This is a genomic window from Ruegeria sp. CDSA193, from assembly GCF_059611885.1.
The window spans coordinates 465,302-483,384 of the sequence record NZ_JBXWPN010000002.1; the positions used below are offsets into that span (position 1 = coordinate 465,302).

Sequence of the window (18,083 nt, forward strand, 5' to 3'; positions counted from 1 at the left end):
GCACAGGGTTAGCAACCATCAGCCCGGTCGGGGTCGCGCCTAACCACAAAGACATGCTTTTGGGCCGGTCGCGGTGTTTGCGCACCAAAATCGCACCCATCCGGACTAGACAGTGCTCCACCTCGGGACCGCGTGCTCCTCGCCAATAGGAAGAGACGACAGACCGAAAATTTTGCGCCAACTGCAGCACAGTGCAAACACATGACAAGGCTCAAAATGACCATACCATATCAGTTTCACATGCGCCCCAGCACTGGCATGGCCATGTTAGTTGCCCTCCTGGTGCTCGGCGGGTGTGCAACCTCGACTCCGCATGCCTATGACGCTGAACAAGAGATCGAATTCCTTTATAGCCGCGCCGGGCCTCATGCGGTCACGACAACTGATATCCCGGCAACCTTTGGCCAGCCCGGGGGCCGTGTGTACCTCCCTGCGGGTCACGACGGGTCTGCTCCCCTTGTGGTCTGGCAGAACGGGACCGGTGAGCCCATCGGAACCTACGATGCCATTGCAAAGCACCTCGCCTCTTGGGGAATGGTGGTGATCGGGAGTGATGATCGGCAGATGGCCACTGGTGAACGCGCGGTGGCCATGCTCGCCAATGCCAGGCTTTGGTCGATGACTCGTAACCACCCGCTTTTTGCGCGCATAGACGCGGACACTTTCGCGCTTGTGGGATCGTCCCAGGGCGCGGTGAGCACGATCAACGCCCACACACAATATGAGACCGGACGCGGCGCGACAACTTTGGCGATCCACGGCACGCCGACCGACGACGCCATCGCGTTCTTTCGGCTCGACATGGACTATGATGCCGGCGCGGTCACGGCTCCAACGCTGATCCTGACCGGCACCGAAGATGAATTCATCTCTCCATTGTGGCTCAACAGAGCGCTTTTTGAGGGGATGCGCGGCCCAGGTTTGCGGGTTCTCGCAGTCGCAGATGGCGCGGACCACATCGAATTGGCAAATGATGCGGGCCGGTTTCGGGGATACCTGACGGCCTGGCTGTTGTTTCAACTCCTCAACGATCCGCATGCGGCACAGGGCTTCATAGGCCGGTCGGAAATCATGTCAAACCCTGGCTGGAGTGTCGCTGATGTCTTACAATGAGTCTCATACCCTGTTCAGGGACCGCCCCCATATGAGCTACGGGCGACATCGCATTGTTCCCATGCGAGTTTACGTGCTGCTGATCGCAGGCATTGGCCTGATTTTACTTGTCCACACCGCCTACAACATGGCGTCAGAAGCGCTTGAAACTGATAAACGGCCCGAACGGGCGTCCCTTTCGACATGTCTTTCGGGGCCTGCGCCCTGTTCGGTCTTGTACCTATATCCTCTTGCGTGTCGTCGCCTACGCGACGCGACGACAAGGCAGAGCCTTCAGGCCATCTTTGTCGTCGACCGACTTCAAAATCGGAGGACATGATGAGGCTTATTATGCTGACAACCTGCTTATATTTGGGATCATTTGCCGGGTTTGACAGCCGGACCCCACCGCTTGATGGGGTCTGGCACTCGGACGGCTACGGCTTTGTTCTGGAGATCCAAAGCCACACGGCGCGCCTGTTCAGCACTGCGGAAGACCTTTGCCTTCCGGAGGTCAGTACACTCGTCCCCCTAGACGAGCTTTTACCGGGTTCCAGCTTCGCGGTGTCGGGAGACGGCCAGAGGCTCAGCATTGGATTTCCCATGGAACCCCACCGGATAAGTGCAATCCGGCTCGGGTCTCTTCCGATGCAGTGTTCAGTCGAGATGTCCACAGATGCCAACGCCGTGTTCGAGGCCTTCGTCAGGTTCTTCGATGCCAGCTATCCCTATTTTGCCCTCTACGATGTGGACTGGGACAATCGCGTCGCTGCAGCAAGACGACGAGTGAACGATGCCACAGACGACCAAGCCCTGTTCGAAGCATTGGCATGGCTGATCGCACCCATTCGAGACGCACATGTCGCGCTGATTGTTGACGTGGACGGGTCGCGTCAGATTTCGGCACCGGGCCGCGCGCGCGTTCTTCAGCATCTGCGCGACACCGCACGGGTCGAAGGTCGCGATCCAGCATCGGCAGCCCGGGAGTTTCGTTTGTCCATTTGGTATGAGAGTATCGCGACGGTCATGCTTCGCGGTACAGGTCAGATGCGCGGTAACGATCGTATTCAATATGGCATGCTAACATCTGAGGTCGGGTACCTCGCTTTCAGCGCACTGGACGGGTTCGGACCCCAAGATGCGACGCTCGAGGAAAACCTGGCAGCAACGCAAGGCATGTTGGACGTTATCCTGGACGACCTGACCTCGCTTGGGGCGCGGTCCATTGTCCTTGACCTTAGCCTGAACTTTGGCGGCAGCGACTACATCGCGCGGGAGGTTGCAAGCCGGTTCTTACGCGAGGGCGTGCATGCCTACAGCAAGTTCGCCGCCGATGCTGCGCTGCCAATCGTGACGGACGTGCGCATTGACCAAAGCCCGCGCGTTCAGTTTGACGGCGACATTTTTCTGCTGACCAGCCACATAACGGTCAGCGCAGCAGAAGTCTTGACGCTATCTCTGCGGACCCAGCCTCACGTCACTCACGTCGGCGAGACCACGCGCGGTGCCTTGTCGGACGCATTGTCACGAACCTTGCCGAATGGATGGCAACTGAATCTATCAAACGAGGTCTATCTCGATAGCGAAGGCCAACACTGGGAAGGTCTGGGTATTCCGCCAGATATCGAGATGCAGGTGCTGTCAAACGCTGGCCCAATCGCCAGTCACCAGGCAGCTATCCTAAGGCTCTTGGGAGTAGAGAGTTCTTTTTGAGAAGAGACCTTTAGCCGATGCTGAACCACCTGCGGTAAACCGCACAGTCCAACCTCAATTGAGCTGAGCGCTATCGAGACACGCAGATGAAAAACTCTGAAATTCGATCGGGCACTGCGCGGTCTTCGACCCCCACGAGACGCAGAACGGCCGCGCTTGCCGCGGCTGCATTGATCGGCTTTGGATTGTGGTGGAGTGCCACTGACCCTGCTCAGATCCAGCCGGTGGATGGTTTGCATCCTGACGAGGCAATAGCCTTCGACACTACAGCGTCGAACATGAGAGTCTTCTGGCCACCCAACGCAACAGACACTGATCTGGCGGTAACTGGGGTCGCTGTGGGGCTGGATGGAAGCATCTACATTTTGCACCGCGCAGGTCGTCCCTTCGCCGCTGGCAGAGCGCTGATACCTGACCCGGTCATTCTTCGCGTGGATGCGGACACCGGTGAAGAAATCGCACGTTTTGGCGCGGATTTGTTTGCGAGCCCACATGGGATATCGGTTGCCCATGACGGTTCGATATGGGTTGCAGACACCTCACTGAATATCGTTGTGCACCTTGATCCGCGGGGCCAACCAATTCGCAGGTTCGGCGATAGCTATCCCTTCTATTTGGAGGCCCTCTTGCGTGTGCGAAACGTTTTGCCGCGACTCCCAATCCCGATGAGCGACGCAACTTTTGCGCGCCCTACCGACGTGGTTCCCCTCTCGGAGGGACGCTTTGCCGTCGTTGATGGGTACCGCAACTCCAGACTCGCCGTTTTTGACACGCAAGGACGGCTTGTCTGGCAGGTGAACAGGCGCGGGTCTGACCCAGGGGAATTCCACCTCCCACACGGTATCGCCGCGGATGCTCAGGGCAACATCTACGTCGCGGACCGCCGCAATGCGCGAGTTCAAGTCTTTTCTGAGCAGGGTCAATTGCAGCGCGTCATTAGTGGTCCATATGTTGGACGGCCCTTCGGGGTCGATGTGGACACACGCGGCTGCATGTTCTTTGCAGACGGTGGCGACACGCTTGATCTGGATCGCCACCATGTCCATTCCCGTTCCGGCAGCGGGGTTTCCATGTTTTCGGCAGACGGTGCCCTGATTGGACGCGATGACGGGCCGGATCAGGGCCAGCCCGGTTTCCAATTGCCACACGACATCGCGGTTGGAGGTGATGGACGGGTCTACGTTGCCGATCTTAATGCAGACCGTGTGTTTGCTGTGGATATGGCCGCCCCGTGCCAGAGCTAAGTGGTTCATTGAATTCGGCTCGCTGCTTGGGCTGACCTCTTTTCATTTCCATGCTCTGCTATTTGTTCCGCTGGTTCCCAGAAAATGCCCACTTAAATAGGGCCAGACACCCCTTGGACAATATCCTGTCCGCGCCGAACGACACGGACGCATTGAACTTCGCAGTCTGACACGCAGAGCGCGACAGGCAAGTTGGCCTGTTATTTTTCCAATTTCGAAAAGGACACTTGATATGGCCCATTTGGACCCCAACGCCTTGAACAAGGCTCCAACAGACGCATTGACGCCATTCGCGGATAGCGGACCAGCGCCTGCCGTGTTGATGGAAATCGCGCGCGACGGGCTGTCCGTGCGAAACGCCGTAGGTACGGTTGAACTTGACGGCGATCAACCGGCCACCGCTGAAAACCGGTTCGAGATCGGTTCGCAAACGAAAATGATGACGTCGGTCATCATACAGCAGTTGGTCGGTGAAGGACTGATCGACTTTGACGCGCCGCTGGCAGATCAGATGGATTTGGCAGGCCTCGAAGACATAGCCAACATCAACAGCGTCACGGTGCGAGAATTGCTTGCCAATCGCTCCGGCATACCTGACTTTGATTCCGTGCCGGGTCAGGCCGGTCTTCCCGCCTATATCGAGCAACTGCTCTTTTCTCCCGATCAACCTCTTGGTCCAGACGGGTTGCTGGCGTTTGCATCCAAACAACCTGCTTCTTTTGCGCCCGGCGAAGCCTATGAGTATTCGAACACGAACTATCTGCTTTTGCAGAAACTGATCGAACAGGCGACAGGCGACAGCTTTGGCGAATTGCTGTCGGATCGCATTTTCTCCGTTGCCGGTATGGACGATAGTATCCTGGGGTCTGAGGGTGGCAATGAAGGGCTGCTGCGCTCCTACACCGAAGTCGTACCGGGGCAGCCCTTGGACGTGACAGACGCATTGCTGGACTTTGGGGCTGCGGGCGGTGTTGTATCCACCACCGCTGATATGATCAGCTTTCTTGACGCGTTGCTGGTGTCGCGGACACTGCTATCGCCCGATCAGTTGGCAGAGATGCAGGATTTCCGCGCGCCAGATGGAACACCCGGCATCAATGGGGAGAGCCTCGGCCTCTCATCTGGCACCATCTTCGGTCAGCAGATCATCGGGTTTCAGGGCGGAACGCTGGGGACCAACACAGCGACGTTCCTTCATGTAGAATCTGGTACAATCATTTCTATCGCAGCGACGCACTCCGGAGAAGAGCCGACGGAACTGCTGGTCTCTGCATTTGCCGCTATTTTTGGTGACGACGCCTGGGCAGCGTTCGACCCATCAGATGAAAGCTTCAGCATAGAGGCCACAGCGGCTGATATCACTTTGACAGAAGACAGCGACGCCCCGGGCGGCCCAGAGACAGTCCTGGAATTGGATGGTGTTAGTCTCACCTTCGAGGGTGCGTTGGATGATCTTGATACCGGCCGGTTTACCTTCTCAGACAACTCGACCCTTTGGATCGGAAATGCAAGTGGGGATCGGTTTGATGTCATGAAGGATGCCGCCGAAGCCGCGCAAAACAACAACCAGATTATCGGGCTCGACGGCAATGACCACTTGCGCGGCGGGCACGGCGACGACAACATTGATGGTGGTGCCGGGCGCGATCACCTGCGCGGCCGGGATGGTGACGACATCCTGAACGGCGGTGCGGGAAACGACATCCTGAATGGCGGGCACGGCGATGATCAGCTGAATGGTGGCGATGGGCGCGACTATCTACGTGGCGGCACTGGCAATGATGTGTTGGCTGGCGGCAATGGCGGCGACGTGCTGCGCGGCGGTGCCGGTGACGATGTTCTTGAGGGAGGCTCAGGCCGGGACCACATGTGGGGTGGCGCGGGCAACGACGTATTCGTGTTTCAACTCGATTCAGGTCAAGATCGGATCTTTGGGTTCAATCCTGAAGAGGACCTTTTGGATTTTTCGCAAACCGGATTGTCTTTCGAAGACTTGGAGATCACGTTTCGCGGTTCGTTCACAAAGATTAGCTATGGCGACGCGGAGGTTTCGATCTTAGGCACCTCCTGCGCGCTTTTGGCGGAAGACTGCTTCATTTTTTAGCCACCACAAATAACTAGCTGGCGCGCGTGGTTTCCGCGCGCGCCTAACCAATGTGTTCAGCGTTTGGACATTCGGGTTTCCGTGACGGTTTGACCAGCTATTGGCCCATGCCCGAACATCGGGTTCTCAGCTTTCTACCCGGTGGGATTTAACGCCACGGTCCGTTGTGCGCTGTGCCCCTGTTGCGAGGCCCCGGCTGGAGCATATGAACGCTGTCCGACTTCAGTCAAAGCGTTGACCCACTCAGCACGACAAAAGCACGGGCGCGCGACCTGCCGCGCAATCGTTTGTTGTCAGCCGCATATAGTAGCACGGACAGTCGTCGTGACCTGGCGATAAGCTACTCAATCACTTCCGTGTAGCGCGTGATCCGCATCCAATACATTTTGCATCTGGCCATTTTGGTTTGTGACCCCTGCGCGGACCCTGCCGGATACGAGATCGGCTATCATCGCAGATTCGAACCCCTCGTTCCGACCATCGTGTCCGATCGTTTTGCCCGGTTCCACAAATACCCCATGCGCAACACCGGGGCTTACAGGTTTGATCATCTGCCTGGCCAAACCGGACGGCAACAGGGCATCGCTGTCCCCGTTCAGAGAGACAAGGATTGCGCGCATGATTTTAGTCAAATCCGTGGCGCTCGCCCAAAGGCCCGCGGCAGCGCTTTCAGGATGGCGCACAAAACCGCCAGGTATCGGCAGCCCATCCTCAAGGTAGCCATTCGCATGCGCCCTACGGGGTTCAAGATCAAAGGTCGCTCCTGCGGCTCCGATTGGACGCAGAACATTTGTCGTCACATACTTGCGAAAACTTTCATCCGAGACGTCCTCAATAAGGCACTGCAAAATAGTTGTCCCTCCACCACTGTAGTCGTAACGCTTGAACAACCGCCGCTCTGTGCGGACTGCGGGGGACGTCGCTGGATGTTGTCCGTTTAAGATATCTATCACGTCTGGAATGTCGTCACCGGCGCTATACCCCATAAAGCCGTGAATGTTCGTACCAGCAGTATGGGAAAGGAGGTCCGAAATCGTTGTCCTGTCACTGCGCGGACCGGTCAATTGCCAGCGCTCAAGGTACGCGTTGACCGGGTCGTGTAGGTCAAAATACCCGTCACGAACCAGCGTGAAGACCGCCAGGGCGGTCACCGTCTTGGAGCATGAAGCCACCTGAAACAGCGTCCGGTCATTGACCGGCGTACCGGGTGCGGCCATGCCGCCATGTGCCAGCCGAAGCCCATCGCTCGATAGGTCGGCAATCTGCCACCCTGTCTGATCTGCATGCCCTGCGAAGGACGCCGGTGCCAGGGCTGATGTCAGCGATGCCAGCCCGATCAGGGAAAAAACTCGTCGGTTCATTGGATTTCTCGTCATTATTTGCTTGTGGGAAGTCCGTCCAATTGGAAAGACCATCCAGCAACAATAGCATCTCGCTGCGGGTGCATCGCCCGACCCTATAGGCACGTATAGTCCGGTGCCGCGTGGTGGGGTAGAACCGCCGCTTTGATGTCTGGTTTCGACCTCTTGATCCTCGATGAGCTGCCTATGTCCCTGTTGCCCAAACCGATTGCCAGATCCTCTCCTACCTAATCAGCGAGCTCTACGAACGAACTTCAATCATTGTCACCGCTAATCTGGCATTCAGCGAAAGGCCAAGGTTGTCTTCGCGTGTCCGATTATGCTGCGCGAAATTACAGTTTCAGTCCGCACCAGCTCCGCCATGCTGAACGGCTGCTTCTGGGACTTACGCCGCATTGCGACAACGAATCTGCTGCATCTGCAAACGAATGCTGCGTCAGCTAAGTGCCAAAGTCCAAGGTCTGCTCCGTCCCGCAACTTCCCCGTTCGTAGCTCTCGGGATCTCGCTATCGCAGCGAATGGTCGCTAAGTGGGCTGCGACTGCAGCATCCCGAACGTGCTTCCAAGGTCGGCTTTGGGCCGCGAGCGCCTGTTACCTATGCCAGCCAAGTTTGACTGCGGCTGCATTTGTCTCAAATATCTTTGGCGAAATAGTGCAGATGTGGGCGTAACGAGGGTTGATCCTTGTACGTTGTCGTTTCTATCGGACCGTCCAATTCTACAAACCCAAGCTTGGGATACAAGTTTCTCATTTCTATATTGGGTGTGAGCGTGTCCGCAATCAGCCTTTTGAGACCCATATTGCGCGCAGCATTCTCACGCGCCTCAATCAATGCACGGCCAGTGCCCGTTCCTCTGGCTTGTTCGGTAACAAAAACTCTTTTGAGCTCGCCGGTATCTGGCCCGAGACACTTCATCATTCCGCAGCCAACAATCTCACCGGCTTCAGACCGTGCAACAACCAGACATCCCTTCGGAGGCAGATAGTCATCCGAATTTTCCCAGAATTCAGCGAGCGCACTTTGGGGTGCCGCAGGATCAATATCGAAGCCTATGGCCCGCATCCTTTGGACGATGAGTTCATAATACTGCGATAGGATTTTATTGAGCTCGCCCTTAGCTGGCAGCTCCGCACAGGTCTCAATTCTTACATCTTGCATGGGTCATCCACCTGTCCCGAAAGAACTCAATTCAAATAGGATAAGCCGGAAAAGCGGCGACGTCATCTTCGTCCGCAGTGCGGCTTTCTTTCCAGATCAGTTTCTGCATTCGGTAGCCGATGCCCGCTTCGGGGAAGCTGTATCGCGGCGTCCAGCGGGTCGGCCGATGTCTCCTACGGGCCGCCCGCGAAGACGGCCCCTCCATTCTATATCTCAATGGCTTCTGCGATGGCCAAAGCGTCTTCCAGCTCAACGCCCAAATATCGAACGGTACTGTCCATCTTGGTATGTCCCTACAGGAGCTGAACGGCCCGCAGATTGCCAGTCTTTTTGTAGATCTGTGTGACCTTGGTGCGCCGCATTGAATGCGTACCATAGGCTGTTGCCTCAAGACCTATAGATGTAACCCAATCGCGAACGATCCGTACATATTGGCGCGTTGAAATGTGTAACCGCTCGTGGAAGCGGCCTGGCCACAGAAATTCAGAGCCAACCATAAGAGGGTCCTCCATCCATTTCGCAACTGATGCTAGAGTGCCTTCCGAGATTTCAAATCGAACTGGCTTCTGCGTCTTGCTTTGCAGAACAGACGCACGTTCCTTAATCTGACCCGACGCCATCACATCCACAACTTGCATGCGAACGAGGTCACAGCCCCGAAGCTTGCTATCAATTGCCATGTTGAAAAGAGCGAGGTCTCTGTGGTTTTCGGCGAGTTCAAGGCGAACTCTTATCGCCCAGACATGTTTCGGTTTCAGTGGGCGCTTCTGTCCGACGATCCGGCCCTTGTTCCAAGCAGAGCGAAGTGCGCGAATGGCAGGTAAATTTGGTGTTTCCATGACTGATCCTCCGATCCGCCATGCCCTCCCAGAACGATAACCCGACGTTGACGGCCAATCATATCACAGGATGCCGCATTGCATTCGAGGTCGGCTCGGAGCCCGAATTGGCAAATGCTGCACTTACCATTCAATGTCAGGTGTCGGATTGAGGCGCCCAGTCATTTCTCTTCCAATTTCGGTAGAGCTTTCGCACCTTTACAAGCGATTTAGCCGGATTGACTAGGAAACTTCCGATCATTTACAGGGATAATTTGCCAGTCATTTTGTTGTCTTCGACTTTGCGAAACCGCCGTACGAGATAATCCACGAACGCGCGGGTTTTCGGCGCCAAATTGCGCCTGTCGGCAAACATTACGACGATATCTGTACTAGGTGGTGCGTATTCCGGCATAACACGGACGAGTTCCCCGGATTTGAACTTCCGGTTTGCAATGTAGCAAGGTAGTCGCGCGATCCCGATGCCAGCCAGTGCCGCTCGAAATACAACATCGGTGCTGTTCCCTTCAAAACTGCCAGTTGCTTCAAATCTTTCGCCTGACTTTGGTTCGTTACTGTTCCAAGCGTTCCGTTGGCTTCTCCCAGCAACTCTCAGGCAATTATGTTCAGCCAACTCGGCGAAATTCGTCGGCGTTCCAGAAAGCTCAAGGTATTCAGGTGAAGCACAAAGCACCCTGCGACTCCGCATAATGCGCCTGATGACCATATCTGGGTTCTGACGTTGTTCAGCAAAGCAGATCGCAGCATCAAACCCTTCACTGCGAAGATCAATCTCACGGTCGGTTAAATCTAACGATACTTGAACTTCAAGATTCTCTTCCATGAATTTAGGCAGAGCAGGTATCAGCTGTGACTTACCAAAGGCAACCGTGGATGCGACTCTGAGCACTCCGCGGGGGATACCATCAAAGTTATGGATCATCGCCTCGGCCTCTTTGAACTTGTCAGCCATCGCTTTGCACTTTTCGTAGAACGCTCGGCCTTCCAGTGTTGGGGAGATACCCGTTCTGGTGCGGTTCAGAAGCCGGTAGTGCACCTGATCTTCAAGCAATCCGATCTGCTTGCTCACAGCCGATGGGGTTTGCCCCATTGATCGCGCTGCCGCAGAGATGCTTCCCTGCTCGACAACCGTCGCAAAGATCAACATTTGCGCAGAAATATCCATCTCATGAACCTTGCTGTTCCAATCTGGCATGGGGCCCTTGCCAAATTGCCAAATTGTGAGCGCTACCAAATCCACTTATCTCTGCAGTGCAGCATAAATACTGCATCGCAGCAAGACACGAGGCAATATCATGGCAATTACACGATCAAACAGCGCGCTGGATGTCGTTTTCGAAGCTGGCCGCACGTTCTTTCATCAAAAGATAGACACGATGCGAAGGGCACAGGCCAATCGCAGGGTCTACCGCGCGACGTATTATGAGCTATCGGTGCTATCTGACCGCGACTTAACAGATCTGGGTATTCGGCGCAGTAGCATCAAAAAACTTGCTATAGAGGCTGCGTATGGCTGTTAACACCCAAACGGCTAGCTCAGATCGTGATCAGGCCATTACCGTATCAATCGCCTTCCTGGCTTGGATCAGAGCCACGGCAAATGCTGGCCTAAAGACTTTTCAAATGGCCAGAATGCTCTCCACTCTTTCGAGTATGAGCGACTACCAGCTCGCTCAGATCGGAAATTCGCGATCCGATATCCCGAAATATGCCGCAAAATTAATGGCTGACGATTAGAGAAGTAGACCCTCAGGACAGAAGATTGCACGAAATTTGCTGGTCCTCGCTCCTCCCAGAGTAAGCCAGCAAAAGCGGCGGCGAAAAAGCCAACAGGGAGCGCCAACGCAAAGGGCCAGCATTTTCACCTCCTCCCGAAAATGCTGGCCCAAACCAAACTGCCAAGCAGGAGCTCCGAAAAATGACCGGTGAAAGAACTTTACACGATCCGGTCGTCCGTCGTCTCCGTTTCGGCGATCAAAATGACATCTGTTAACATTTTCTTCAGTTAGATAATCAAACCCGGTGGGCGCGTTTTTGTGGAGCCATCAGCGACAAAGGAGTCTTGAGTTACGCACAGAATGTCCTTCGTTACGACGGTATCGCTTGTGGGGCGTTTGTCTGTGGCTAATTGGGGGCCTTGTGGAATTGCGCGGTCTCTTTCATTCATGGCCAGCAACAACCGAGGCTGCGTTTTCTGTCGAGACCGAGTGCCAAAGTATCGGGATTGGGGCGACAACCGGCATGATTCGCCGGAACGGGTCTGGGAGCAGCTGGGGAGCATAGACATACTTCTGCTGCCGCTTGATGATTCAGAGCATGTCATGGGGTACCCAATGGCTGAAAGGGTTATCCGGCGGACAGCGGCGCGGGTCATCATCCCGCACCACTACTTCATCTGGAATGTTGTTCTGCGCCAAAGTACACTCTTTTCCGTAGACAACTGGCTTGCGGAGCAGCCGAACGTCCAGCATCTGAAAAGTGCGAAAGCAAGCTATTGCGCGGCCAGCCTTCCATCAGTTCCCCGGATTGACAACTTTAGTGATCACGTTGCCTTTGATGTCGACGCTTGGCACCGGGACAATGGGAAGAACGTTCAGTCAACCGGGTAACCGCCCAAATACTGCCGTCTACACCTTCAGAGCCCTGAAACAATTACTCCATTATGGCGCGAATGGGAGTCAGTCTAAAATATGCGGGACTACTTCAATAGATGCGTGTCGGGGTTACGAAAACCCCGCTCATGACTTGACCGAATGGTTTCCGTCGGCTCCGCGATGCTGTGATCTTTTTGTGGCGTCAGCGGTAATCTCATCTAAGAAACGAGGTCAGTCGTCGAAGCGACCTAGCGCTGTATTTTTCCTCAGCACACCCGCCGGTAAGACGCGACCATTCATAACACCCCAAACGCCCGATTCCAGAAGCTGAGCTGCGATAACCGCGCCGCCGAGATTGAAGTCTCCATCTGACGCCGAAAGTGAAAACGGTCGCATTGCGCCTGTCAAGACAACGGTTTTGTCTGGAATCTGACCATCCAGAAACTGGGCTGTCACATCCATAGTCCCTGTTCCGTGCGTGATAACCAAAGCGTTTTCAGTGCTGTTGGAAGCGGCCCGAAGGATCGCCTCCCGGTCTGCATCGTCAAAATCAAGGCTGTCCTTCAACATGAGAACTTCAACGACTGGGAAGTAGCAGCGACCAATCTTAAGCATTTGAGAGAGGTGACTTTCGCCGTTGCTCCTAAAGCTCAGAGCCTCGGTTCGCGTGTCATGAACCTTGTCGATTGTGCCACCTGTGGCAATGATCCGAAGTTCCTTCATCTAAGCGTCCAGCAGATCAAGGATGGTTTGAGCTACATAAAGGTCCTGGACAGATAGGCCGGAGCTGTCGAATACAGTGATGTCATCGTCGCCGGATCGGCCTGTCTTCAAACCTGACAGAACTTCACCAATCGCCGTCAGCTCTGCCGCATCCTTGGCATGTTGAAACTCACCGATTTGTCTCGATTGTGCGGGCAGATCGCAGAATAATCTGGCACGGTCAAAGAGTTGGGGCGGTAATTCTTGTTTCCCTGCGGAATCTGATCCCATGGAAGCGACATGTGTACCTGGTTGTACCCATGCAGCGTCGAACAATGGCGCAATTGCTGGCGTCACGGTGACAATGATATCCGCCATGCGGCACGCCTCTTCAGCCTCCATCAATTCAGCGGAAATGCCTTCTTCATTGAGCGAAGAGACGAACTGCGCGCCTTTCTCGGAATTTCTGGTAACTACCAAAACTCGTTTCAGGTCACGGATACGAGCGAGAGCTCTCACCTCGTACTCAGCCTGATGACCTGCTCCAAACACGGCGAGCGTCTGGGCATCAGAGCGGGCAAGAGCATTGGCGGCGACTGCATTGGACGCTGCTGTTCGGTAAGCATTGAGCTTTCCGGCCTCGACCGCAGCTCCTATGCGTCCACAGCTTTGATCGAACAACAGAATGATCGAGTTGTGACGCGGCATGCCAAGCGCATCATTGCCAGGCCAATAAGAACCGACTTTAAGGCCTGCTAACTCCGCGACAGCAGAAGACTTGATAGCATAGCTATTGGTGGGTTCGCTCCCATGCGCCAGAACTACGGGAAAAATCGTGGCACGTTCGCTCGCAGCTATCAGAGCTGATTTAACGGCATCATAAGCCATTTCATGGGACGCAAGCTTAGCCGAAACCTCTTCGGGGATGTAACGCATGGGTGTTTCTCCTACCAACCGCCGAACCTTGGCCAGACATGCAAGTCAGCCTCGTGATCTGCGGGAATGACGTTGTATTCAGTGAATTGCGCGGCCATGGCACAGGCATGGTTTGGCAAAATGCGAAGGCGGGTGCCCAAAGGGAGGTCGGGCAACTCACGTTCGCTGCCTGGCCTGCGCGCGATGATTCCATGTTCCTGATTTGCTTTAATGACAATTAGGTCGGGGATCACGTGTCCGGCTTCATCACATACGACGCCATAGCCCTGATCGATACGTTGGTTTGCCGTGCAACGATCTTGCGACAATGCCATCCATCCCGCATCTACGATGGTCCAACCTTTTTGGTGTTGGTGACCGAGAACAGTTGTGAGGACAGAAAGTGCGATGTCATCAAGATCGCAAACACCGATTCCCGCCTGAACCAGATCGAAAAACGCATAAACGCCTGCGCGGACTTCGGTGACACCATCCAGTTTGCTGGCAGAATGTGCAGTTGGCGTAGATCCGATACTCACGACGGGGCAAGGCATGCCAGCATCTTGCAATGCATTGGCAGACTGAACGGCAGCGTCACGTTCTTGTTTGGCAAAAATCTCATGACCATGGCGGCCTTGGATTTCGTAGCTTTCACCCGCATGGGTGAGCACACCGCGAAGCTCAGCTGCCCCATCATGCAACACGCGACCGATCTCAAGCAAAACTGGGTCTCCGGGAACAACCCCGCTACGGTGACCGTCGCAATCCAGCTCGATAAGCGCAGGAATGGCCAATCCCAGACGGGCAGAAGCATCTGCGACGGCCCGGGCTTGCGCGACACTGTCGAGAACGACGGCGAGATCACAACCCTTAGAGCGAATGGCCGCTACTCGGTCGAGCTTCTGAGGCGTGATCCCCACGGCATAGATGATGTCTTTGACCCCTGCCTCGGCAAAAACTTCGGCTTCAATGAGAGTCGAAACTGTGGCCGGACCAGACCCGTCTGTCAGTATACGGCGCGAGATTTCTGTAGATTTCACGGTTTTTAAATGTGGGCGCAAAGAAACACCCAAGCCGTCTATCTGTTTGGCAAGACGTTGGATGTTCCGCATCATCTTGGTTTCATCAAGAACGAGTGCAGGGGTCTGCAAATTCTTGAGTTGGGTTTCTTCGAATGACATTGCGACTCCTTTGCTTAATGTCAGGCTTTTAGCTGAAATTGTCGTCAGCCTCTATTAACATGAACTGCATCTTGCATTAAGCTGGACTTAATGCTTGAAACACCTGATCTAAAGTTCTTCACAACTTTGGCCGCGGCACCGTCACTGGCAGCGGCTGCACGTGAATTAGAAGTGACGCCGTCTGCGGTTTCGCAACGCTTAGCACAGATCGAGGCTCGGCTTGGTCTGCGTTTGGTCGAAAGGGGTCGCGGCCCAGTCGTATTGACTGCAGAAGGGGACAGGCTTGCACGCCGTGCCAAGACGGTTCTTACCGATCTGTCACGCCTAAACGATGAACTTGTGGGTTTACGCGGGGACGTAGCTGGCCCCCTTCGTATCATCGCACCCTTTGGTTTTGGCCGTATCCACATCGCCCCAATCATCGGAAAACTTGTCCTGGAGTTTCCTAGCGTAACACCAGACCTCGTGTTGAGCGATGACCCCTACGGCGCTGCTGCCTCCGACAATTGGGATATAATCATCCACATCGGCCAACTCGCTGATTCCACATTGATTCAGCGAAAACTCGTATCAAATAGAAGGTTTCTTTGTGCAACACCGGATTACCTCAAAGTGCATGGAGAACCACGTCACCCTCAAGAGCTTCTTAAGCATGCTTGTGGTGTAATACGCGAGGATCATGCTGATGTTACAATGTGGGGTTTTAAGGACCCAAAAGGCTCTCGCCACTCGGTCCGAATTCGCCCGGCCTTTGCCAGCAACGATGGTGAGGTGGTCAAGGCTTGGGCCTGTCAGGGGCTGGGAATTGTAATGCGCTCGGAATGGAGCATTGCAAGGGAACTAAGAGAAAATAAGCTGAGGCTTGTCATGGAAGACTACACGCTTTCAAGCGCTGACGTTATTGCGCTTGTTAGTCCCAAATCACTTAGAACGAAACGTGTTGAGCGCCTCATAGACAAACTCATTGAGGAAGGATGTGTCGCAAACTCTGGGGTCTAGTTGACGAGCATGCATGATCTGAGGTTTTTACTGGTCGAATAATTTTCGAACAAGTTACCTGAGCATGATCTTGTTAAAGGGCTGTCATTTCCCCAAGGATGCAGTTTTGTACGCTGTTTTCTTCTATCTGCGGTACACGGTGTCCTTTCGTGACTTGGAAGAGATCATGGCTGAGCGCGGTGTCCGAGTTGACCATGCCACGTTGAAAAGGTGGGTGGTGAAATACTCGAAGAGTAACACGCTAAAACGAGGCTTCCCGATCGCAAATTAGCGAAGATTGAGACCCAATGACAATGAACTCGGGCCGGAACGGACCTACCCTATGTTCACCAGGTTGTTCTTTGTATCACGGGAGTTCGTAGTCCAGTTCAAACCACTCAAATAATCAACGCGTGGAATTGGAGCTATCCTGTTGCAGTCGACTAATCTGACAAAAGCAGCAAAGAAATTGACCAGGATTCCAGAGAATTCACGATAGCACTACACTACATGTTTCTTGTCTCCGGGTGAAAAGCTTGATGGTCAGTGCGTTTGTTAATCAGTGAAAAAAGAAGCTTAGAGAATCCCGGAGACACCGCACAACTGTAGCCGCAGCCGCTTGTGCATAAGTAGGAGAACCATGCATGCCTGAAACAACCTATTGGTTGCGGCAACACGCGGTTGAGTTGCACAACTTAGGCATCCTGGATTTAACTGATCCTAAGGCCTATCCAATTTGGCTGGCAGCTGATCTGATAGATCAATTAGAGGCGCAGCTTGCCCAGTACATATCAGGTACTTTGATTGTAGAGCCAAAGAGTGCCGAGCACGCGCAAGCGATGATTAACGAGGCCGTTGCTTATATCAATTCCGAAAAAAACTGTTTTGAGTTGCCAGAGACTACGTCTTGACTGCAGTTCAACATCACATTCGAGCCTTTTAATAGCCCAAAATACTACACTTGCCGCGATGATGTCTTTGCGCCGAGCGCTATGAAGGGAACCAAGATGCAGGGGATGAGGGTGACCAGCCCTGCAATTCCCAAGAATGCCGAGGCTAGATTGATGCTGTCAGATGTGAAGCCAATGAGTATTGGACCAACAACATAAGCTATGTTCCCTATTGCAGAAGCTCGGGTAATCGCGAAGACACGGTGATTGTCGGACACGTATTGCCCGAGGATGGTAAGTGCAAAGGGTGAAATCAATGCAAGAGAAAGTGACGCCATCGTAAAACCAACATAGGCTTGAGTGGGTACAGAGGCGGTTGCTGCGATCGCGAGGCTTATTGCCGCTGCAGTAGCCGCGGTAGCAAGTACGATAATCGACTTTATTCGTTGCGCTAGCCAATTCCCGGTAAGCAGTACAATACCGTTGGCCAAAGCAGCCAGTGCTGGAGCATAAGATCCTTCACCTGGATCGCCGCCCAGATCCCGCTCAATAAACAATGCTGACCAGTCGCTAGTGGGTTGTCCGGCAAGGTATTCAATAAAGATGATCGCTGACACCATTGCGAATACAAGTCCCAACCTTGAACGGCCAATCACACTATCCGTGATCTTTTTCGCAGGTTCTGCGCGCATCCAAAAGGACAAAGCTAACATGAGAACGCAAATCCCGAACAAGATGGAAAAAGTCGAATACCCTGCTTCGCGAGCCAGACCAGCCATGAAGGCGGCGACTGCGTACGAAAAGGAATAGAATGACCAGGTCATCGCCATAAGTGGTTGCTCGCGACGTGCTTCAACTTCGGAAACACGCGCGTTCGACAGCACATCACTTTGGCCAATCCAAAATGATATGAAGAAAAACGTTGCAGCCAGCCACCATATCGAAGTCAGCAGACCGGGAATAAGCAGGAGCAGTGCCGCCAAGCATGTTGTGATGGACATGGAATAGGCTCTGAGCCTTTGATCGACCAAAGGTGCCGCCAGCATCCCAACCACACCGCCAATGGCTGATATCAAAAACGCGATCCCAAGTTCGGTGTCCGTAGGGTCCGTCAGTTCGACAAATCCGGGTACCATCGCCGCAATTGCTCCCCACAACATACCTTGGGCTACGAATGCAACAATTGCAGGGCGCGTCTCTGCGAGCTGAATCAATCCGACCATAAGCAGCAAAACTCTTTGGAAAATGCGAAAACCACCGCCCTCAACCTTCAACTCTAGGCATAACTGGTTCAAGTGTTTTCGTTGTAA

The 18,083-nt window shown here is 54.2% G+C and carries 15 protein-coding genes and 2 pseudogenes; 9 read left to right on the forward strand and 8 right to left on the reverse strand.

Annotated features, from left to right (window positions below):
* Positions 1 to 216 precede the first annotated feature (216 nt).
* From AC2FLG_RS05165 to AC2FLG_RS05180, 4 genes are all read left to right on the forward strand, one after another.
* Entirely contained in the window at positions 217 to 1,113 is an 897-nt protein-coding gene (locus AC2FLG_RS05165) for an alpha/beta hydrolase family protein (RefSeq protein WP_496705280.1), read from the forward strand.
* A gap of 318 nt (positions 1,114 to 1,431) precedes the next feature.
* Positions 1,432 to 2,805, forward strand: a complete 1,374-nt coding sequence (locus tag AC2FLG_RS05170) for a S41 family peptidase (RefSeq protein WP_496705281.1) — start codon at positions 1,432 to 1,434, stop codon at positions 2,803 to 2,805.
* An 86-nt stretch (positions 2,806 to 2,891) separates the two neighbouring features.
* Complete coding sequence (locus tag AC2FLG_RS05175) at positions 2,892 to 4,049, forward strand: peptidyl-alpha-hydroxyglycine alpha-amidating lyase family protein (protein ID WP_496705282.1); 1,158 nt, start codon at positions 2,892 to 2,894, stop codon at positions 4,047 to 4,049.
* Between the two features lie 232 nt (positions 4,050 to 4,281).
* A complete protein-coding gene (locus AC2FLG_RS05180; protein WP_496705283.1) occupies positions 4,282 to 6,153 on the forward strand; it encodes a serine hydrolase in 1,872 nt (623 codons plus the stop codon).
* Positions 6,154 to 6,497: 344 nt separating this feature from the next.
* Here AC2FLG_RS05180 and AC2FLG_RS05185 read toward each other — a convergent pair whose 3' ends face one another.
* The 4 genes and pseudogenes from AC2FLG_RS05185 to AC2FLG_RS05200 form a co-directional block, all read right to left on the reverse strand.
* Positions 6,498 to 7,514: a serine hydrolase domain-containing protein gene (locus AC2FLG_RS05185; protein WP_496704154.1), complete on the reverse strand. Its 1,017-nt coding sequence runs from the start codon at positions 7,512 to 7,514 to the stop codon at positions 6,498 to 6,500.
* A gap of 632 nt (positions 7,515 to 8,146) precedes the next feature.
* Positions 8,147 to 8,674: a GNAT family N-acetyltransferase gene (locus tag AC2FLG_RS05190; RefSeq protein ID WP_496703658.1), complete on the reverse strand. Its 528-nt coding sequence runs from the start codon at positions 8,672 to 8,674 to the stop codon at positions 8,147 to 8,149.
* 206 nt (positions 8,675 to 8,880) lie between these two features.
* Positions 8,881 to 9,513, reverse strand: a pseudogene (locus tag AC2FLG_RS05195) (tyrosine-type recombinase/integrase).
* A 241-nt stretch (positions 9,514 to 9,754) separates the two neighbouring features.
* Positions 9,755 to 10,753 (reverse strand): LysR family transcriptional regulator, encoded by a 999-nt coding sequence (locus AC2FLG_RS05200; protein WP_496705284.1) that lies wholly within the window; start codon positions 10,751 to 10,753, stop codon positions 9,755 to 9,757.
* 55 nt (positions 10,754 to 10,808) lie between these two features.
* Here AC2FLG_RS05200 and AC2FLG_RS05205 point away from each other — a divergent pair, with 55 nt between their 5' ends.
* Both AC2FLG_RS05205 and AC2FLG_RS05210 read left to right on the forward strand, forming a co-directional pair.
* The gene (locus tag AC2FLG_RS05205; RefSeq protein ID WP_496703655.1) at positions 10,809 to 11,033 is read left to right on the forward strand and encodes a DUF1127 domain-containing protein; all 225 of its coding nucleotides are present in this window, start codon (positions 10,809 to 10,811) and stop codon (positions 11,031 to 11,033) included.
* A 645-nt stretch (positions 11,034 to 11,678) separates the two neighbouring features.
* Positions 11,679 to 12,122, forward strand: coding sequence for a hypothetical protein (locus tag AC2FLG_RS05210; RefSeq protein ID WP_496705286.1), 444 nt, complete (start codon positions 11,679 to 11,681; stop codon positions 12,120 to 12,122).
* Between the two features lie 216 nt (positions 12,123 to 12,338).
* Here the strand turns inward: AC2FLG_RS05210 and AC2FLG_RS05215 are convergent, their stop codons facing one another.
* The 3 genes from AC2FLG_RS05215 to AC2FLG_RS05225 are packed head-to-tail and all read right to left on the reverse strand — an operon-like array spanning position 12,339 to position 14,905.
* Entirely contained in the window at positions 12,339 to 12,830 is a 492-nt protein-coding gene (locus AC2FLG_RS05215) for an asparaginase domain-containing protein (RefSeq protein ID WP_496705288.1), read from the reverse strand.
* Positions 12,831 to 13,745 carry an ornithine cyclodeaminase family protein gene (locus AC2FLG_RS05220; RefSeq protein WP_496705290.1) on the reverse strand — a complete coding sequence of 305 codons (915 nt, stop codon included), beginning with the start codon at positions 13,743 to 13,745 and terminating at the stop codon, positions 12,831 to 12,833. It abuts the gene before it with no gap.
* 11 nt (positions 13,746 to 13,756) lie between these two features.
* Positions 13,757 to 14,905: a DSD1 family PLP-dependent enzyme gene (locus AC2FLG_RS05225; RefSeq protein WP_496705292.1), complete on the reverse strand. Its 1,149-nt coding sequence runs from the start codon at positions 14,903 to 14,905 to the stop codon at positions 13,757 to 13,759.
* Between the two features lie 90 nt (positions 14,906 to 14,995).
* Here AC2FLG_RS05225 and AC2FLG_RS05230 point away from each other — a divergent pair, with 90 nt between their 5' ends.
* The 3 genes and pseudogenes from AC2FLG_RS05230 to AC2FLG_RS05240 all read left to right on the forward strand — a co-directional run bounded on the left by AC2FLG_RS05230 (position 14,996) and on the right by AC2FLG_RS05240 (position 16,794).
* Positions 14,996 to 15,904: a LysR family transcriptional regulator gene (locus AC2FLG_RS05230; RefSeq protein WP_496705294.1), complete on the forward strand. Its 909-nt coding sequence runs from the start codon at positions 14,996 to 14,998 to the stop codon at positions 15,902 to 15,904.
* A gap of 64 nt (positions 15,905 to 15,968) precedes the next feature.
* A pseudogene (locus tag AC2FLG_RS05235) lies at positions 15,969 to 16,133 on the forward strand (IS6 family transposase); the annotation flags it as partial.
* A 394-nt stretch (positions 16,134 to 16,527) separates the two neighbouring features.
* Entirely contained in the window at positions 16,528 to 16,794 is a 267-nt protein-coding gene (locus tag AC2FLG_RS05240) for a hypothetical protein (RefSeq protein ID WP_496703642.1), read from the forward strand.
* Positions 16,795 to 16,838: 44 nt separating this feature from the next.
* Here the strand turns inward: AC2FLG_RS05240 and AC2FLG_RS05245 are convergent, their stop codons facing one another.
* Entirely contained in the window at positions 16,839 to 18,047 is a 1,209-nt protein-coding gene (locus tag AC2FLG_RS05245) for an MFS transporter (protein ID WP_496705296.1), read from the reverse strand.
* Between the last annotated feature and the right edge of the window lie 36 nt (positions 18,048 to 18,083).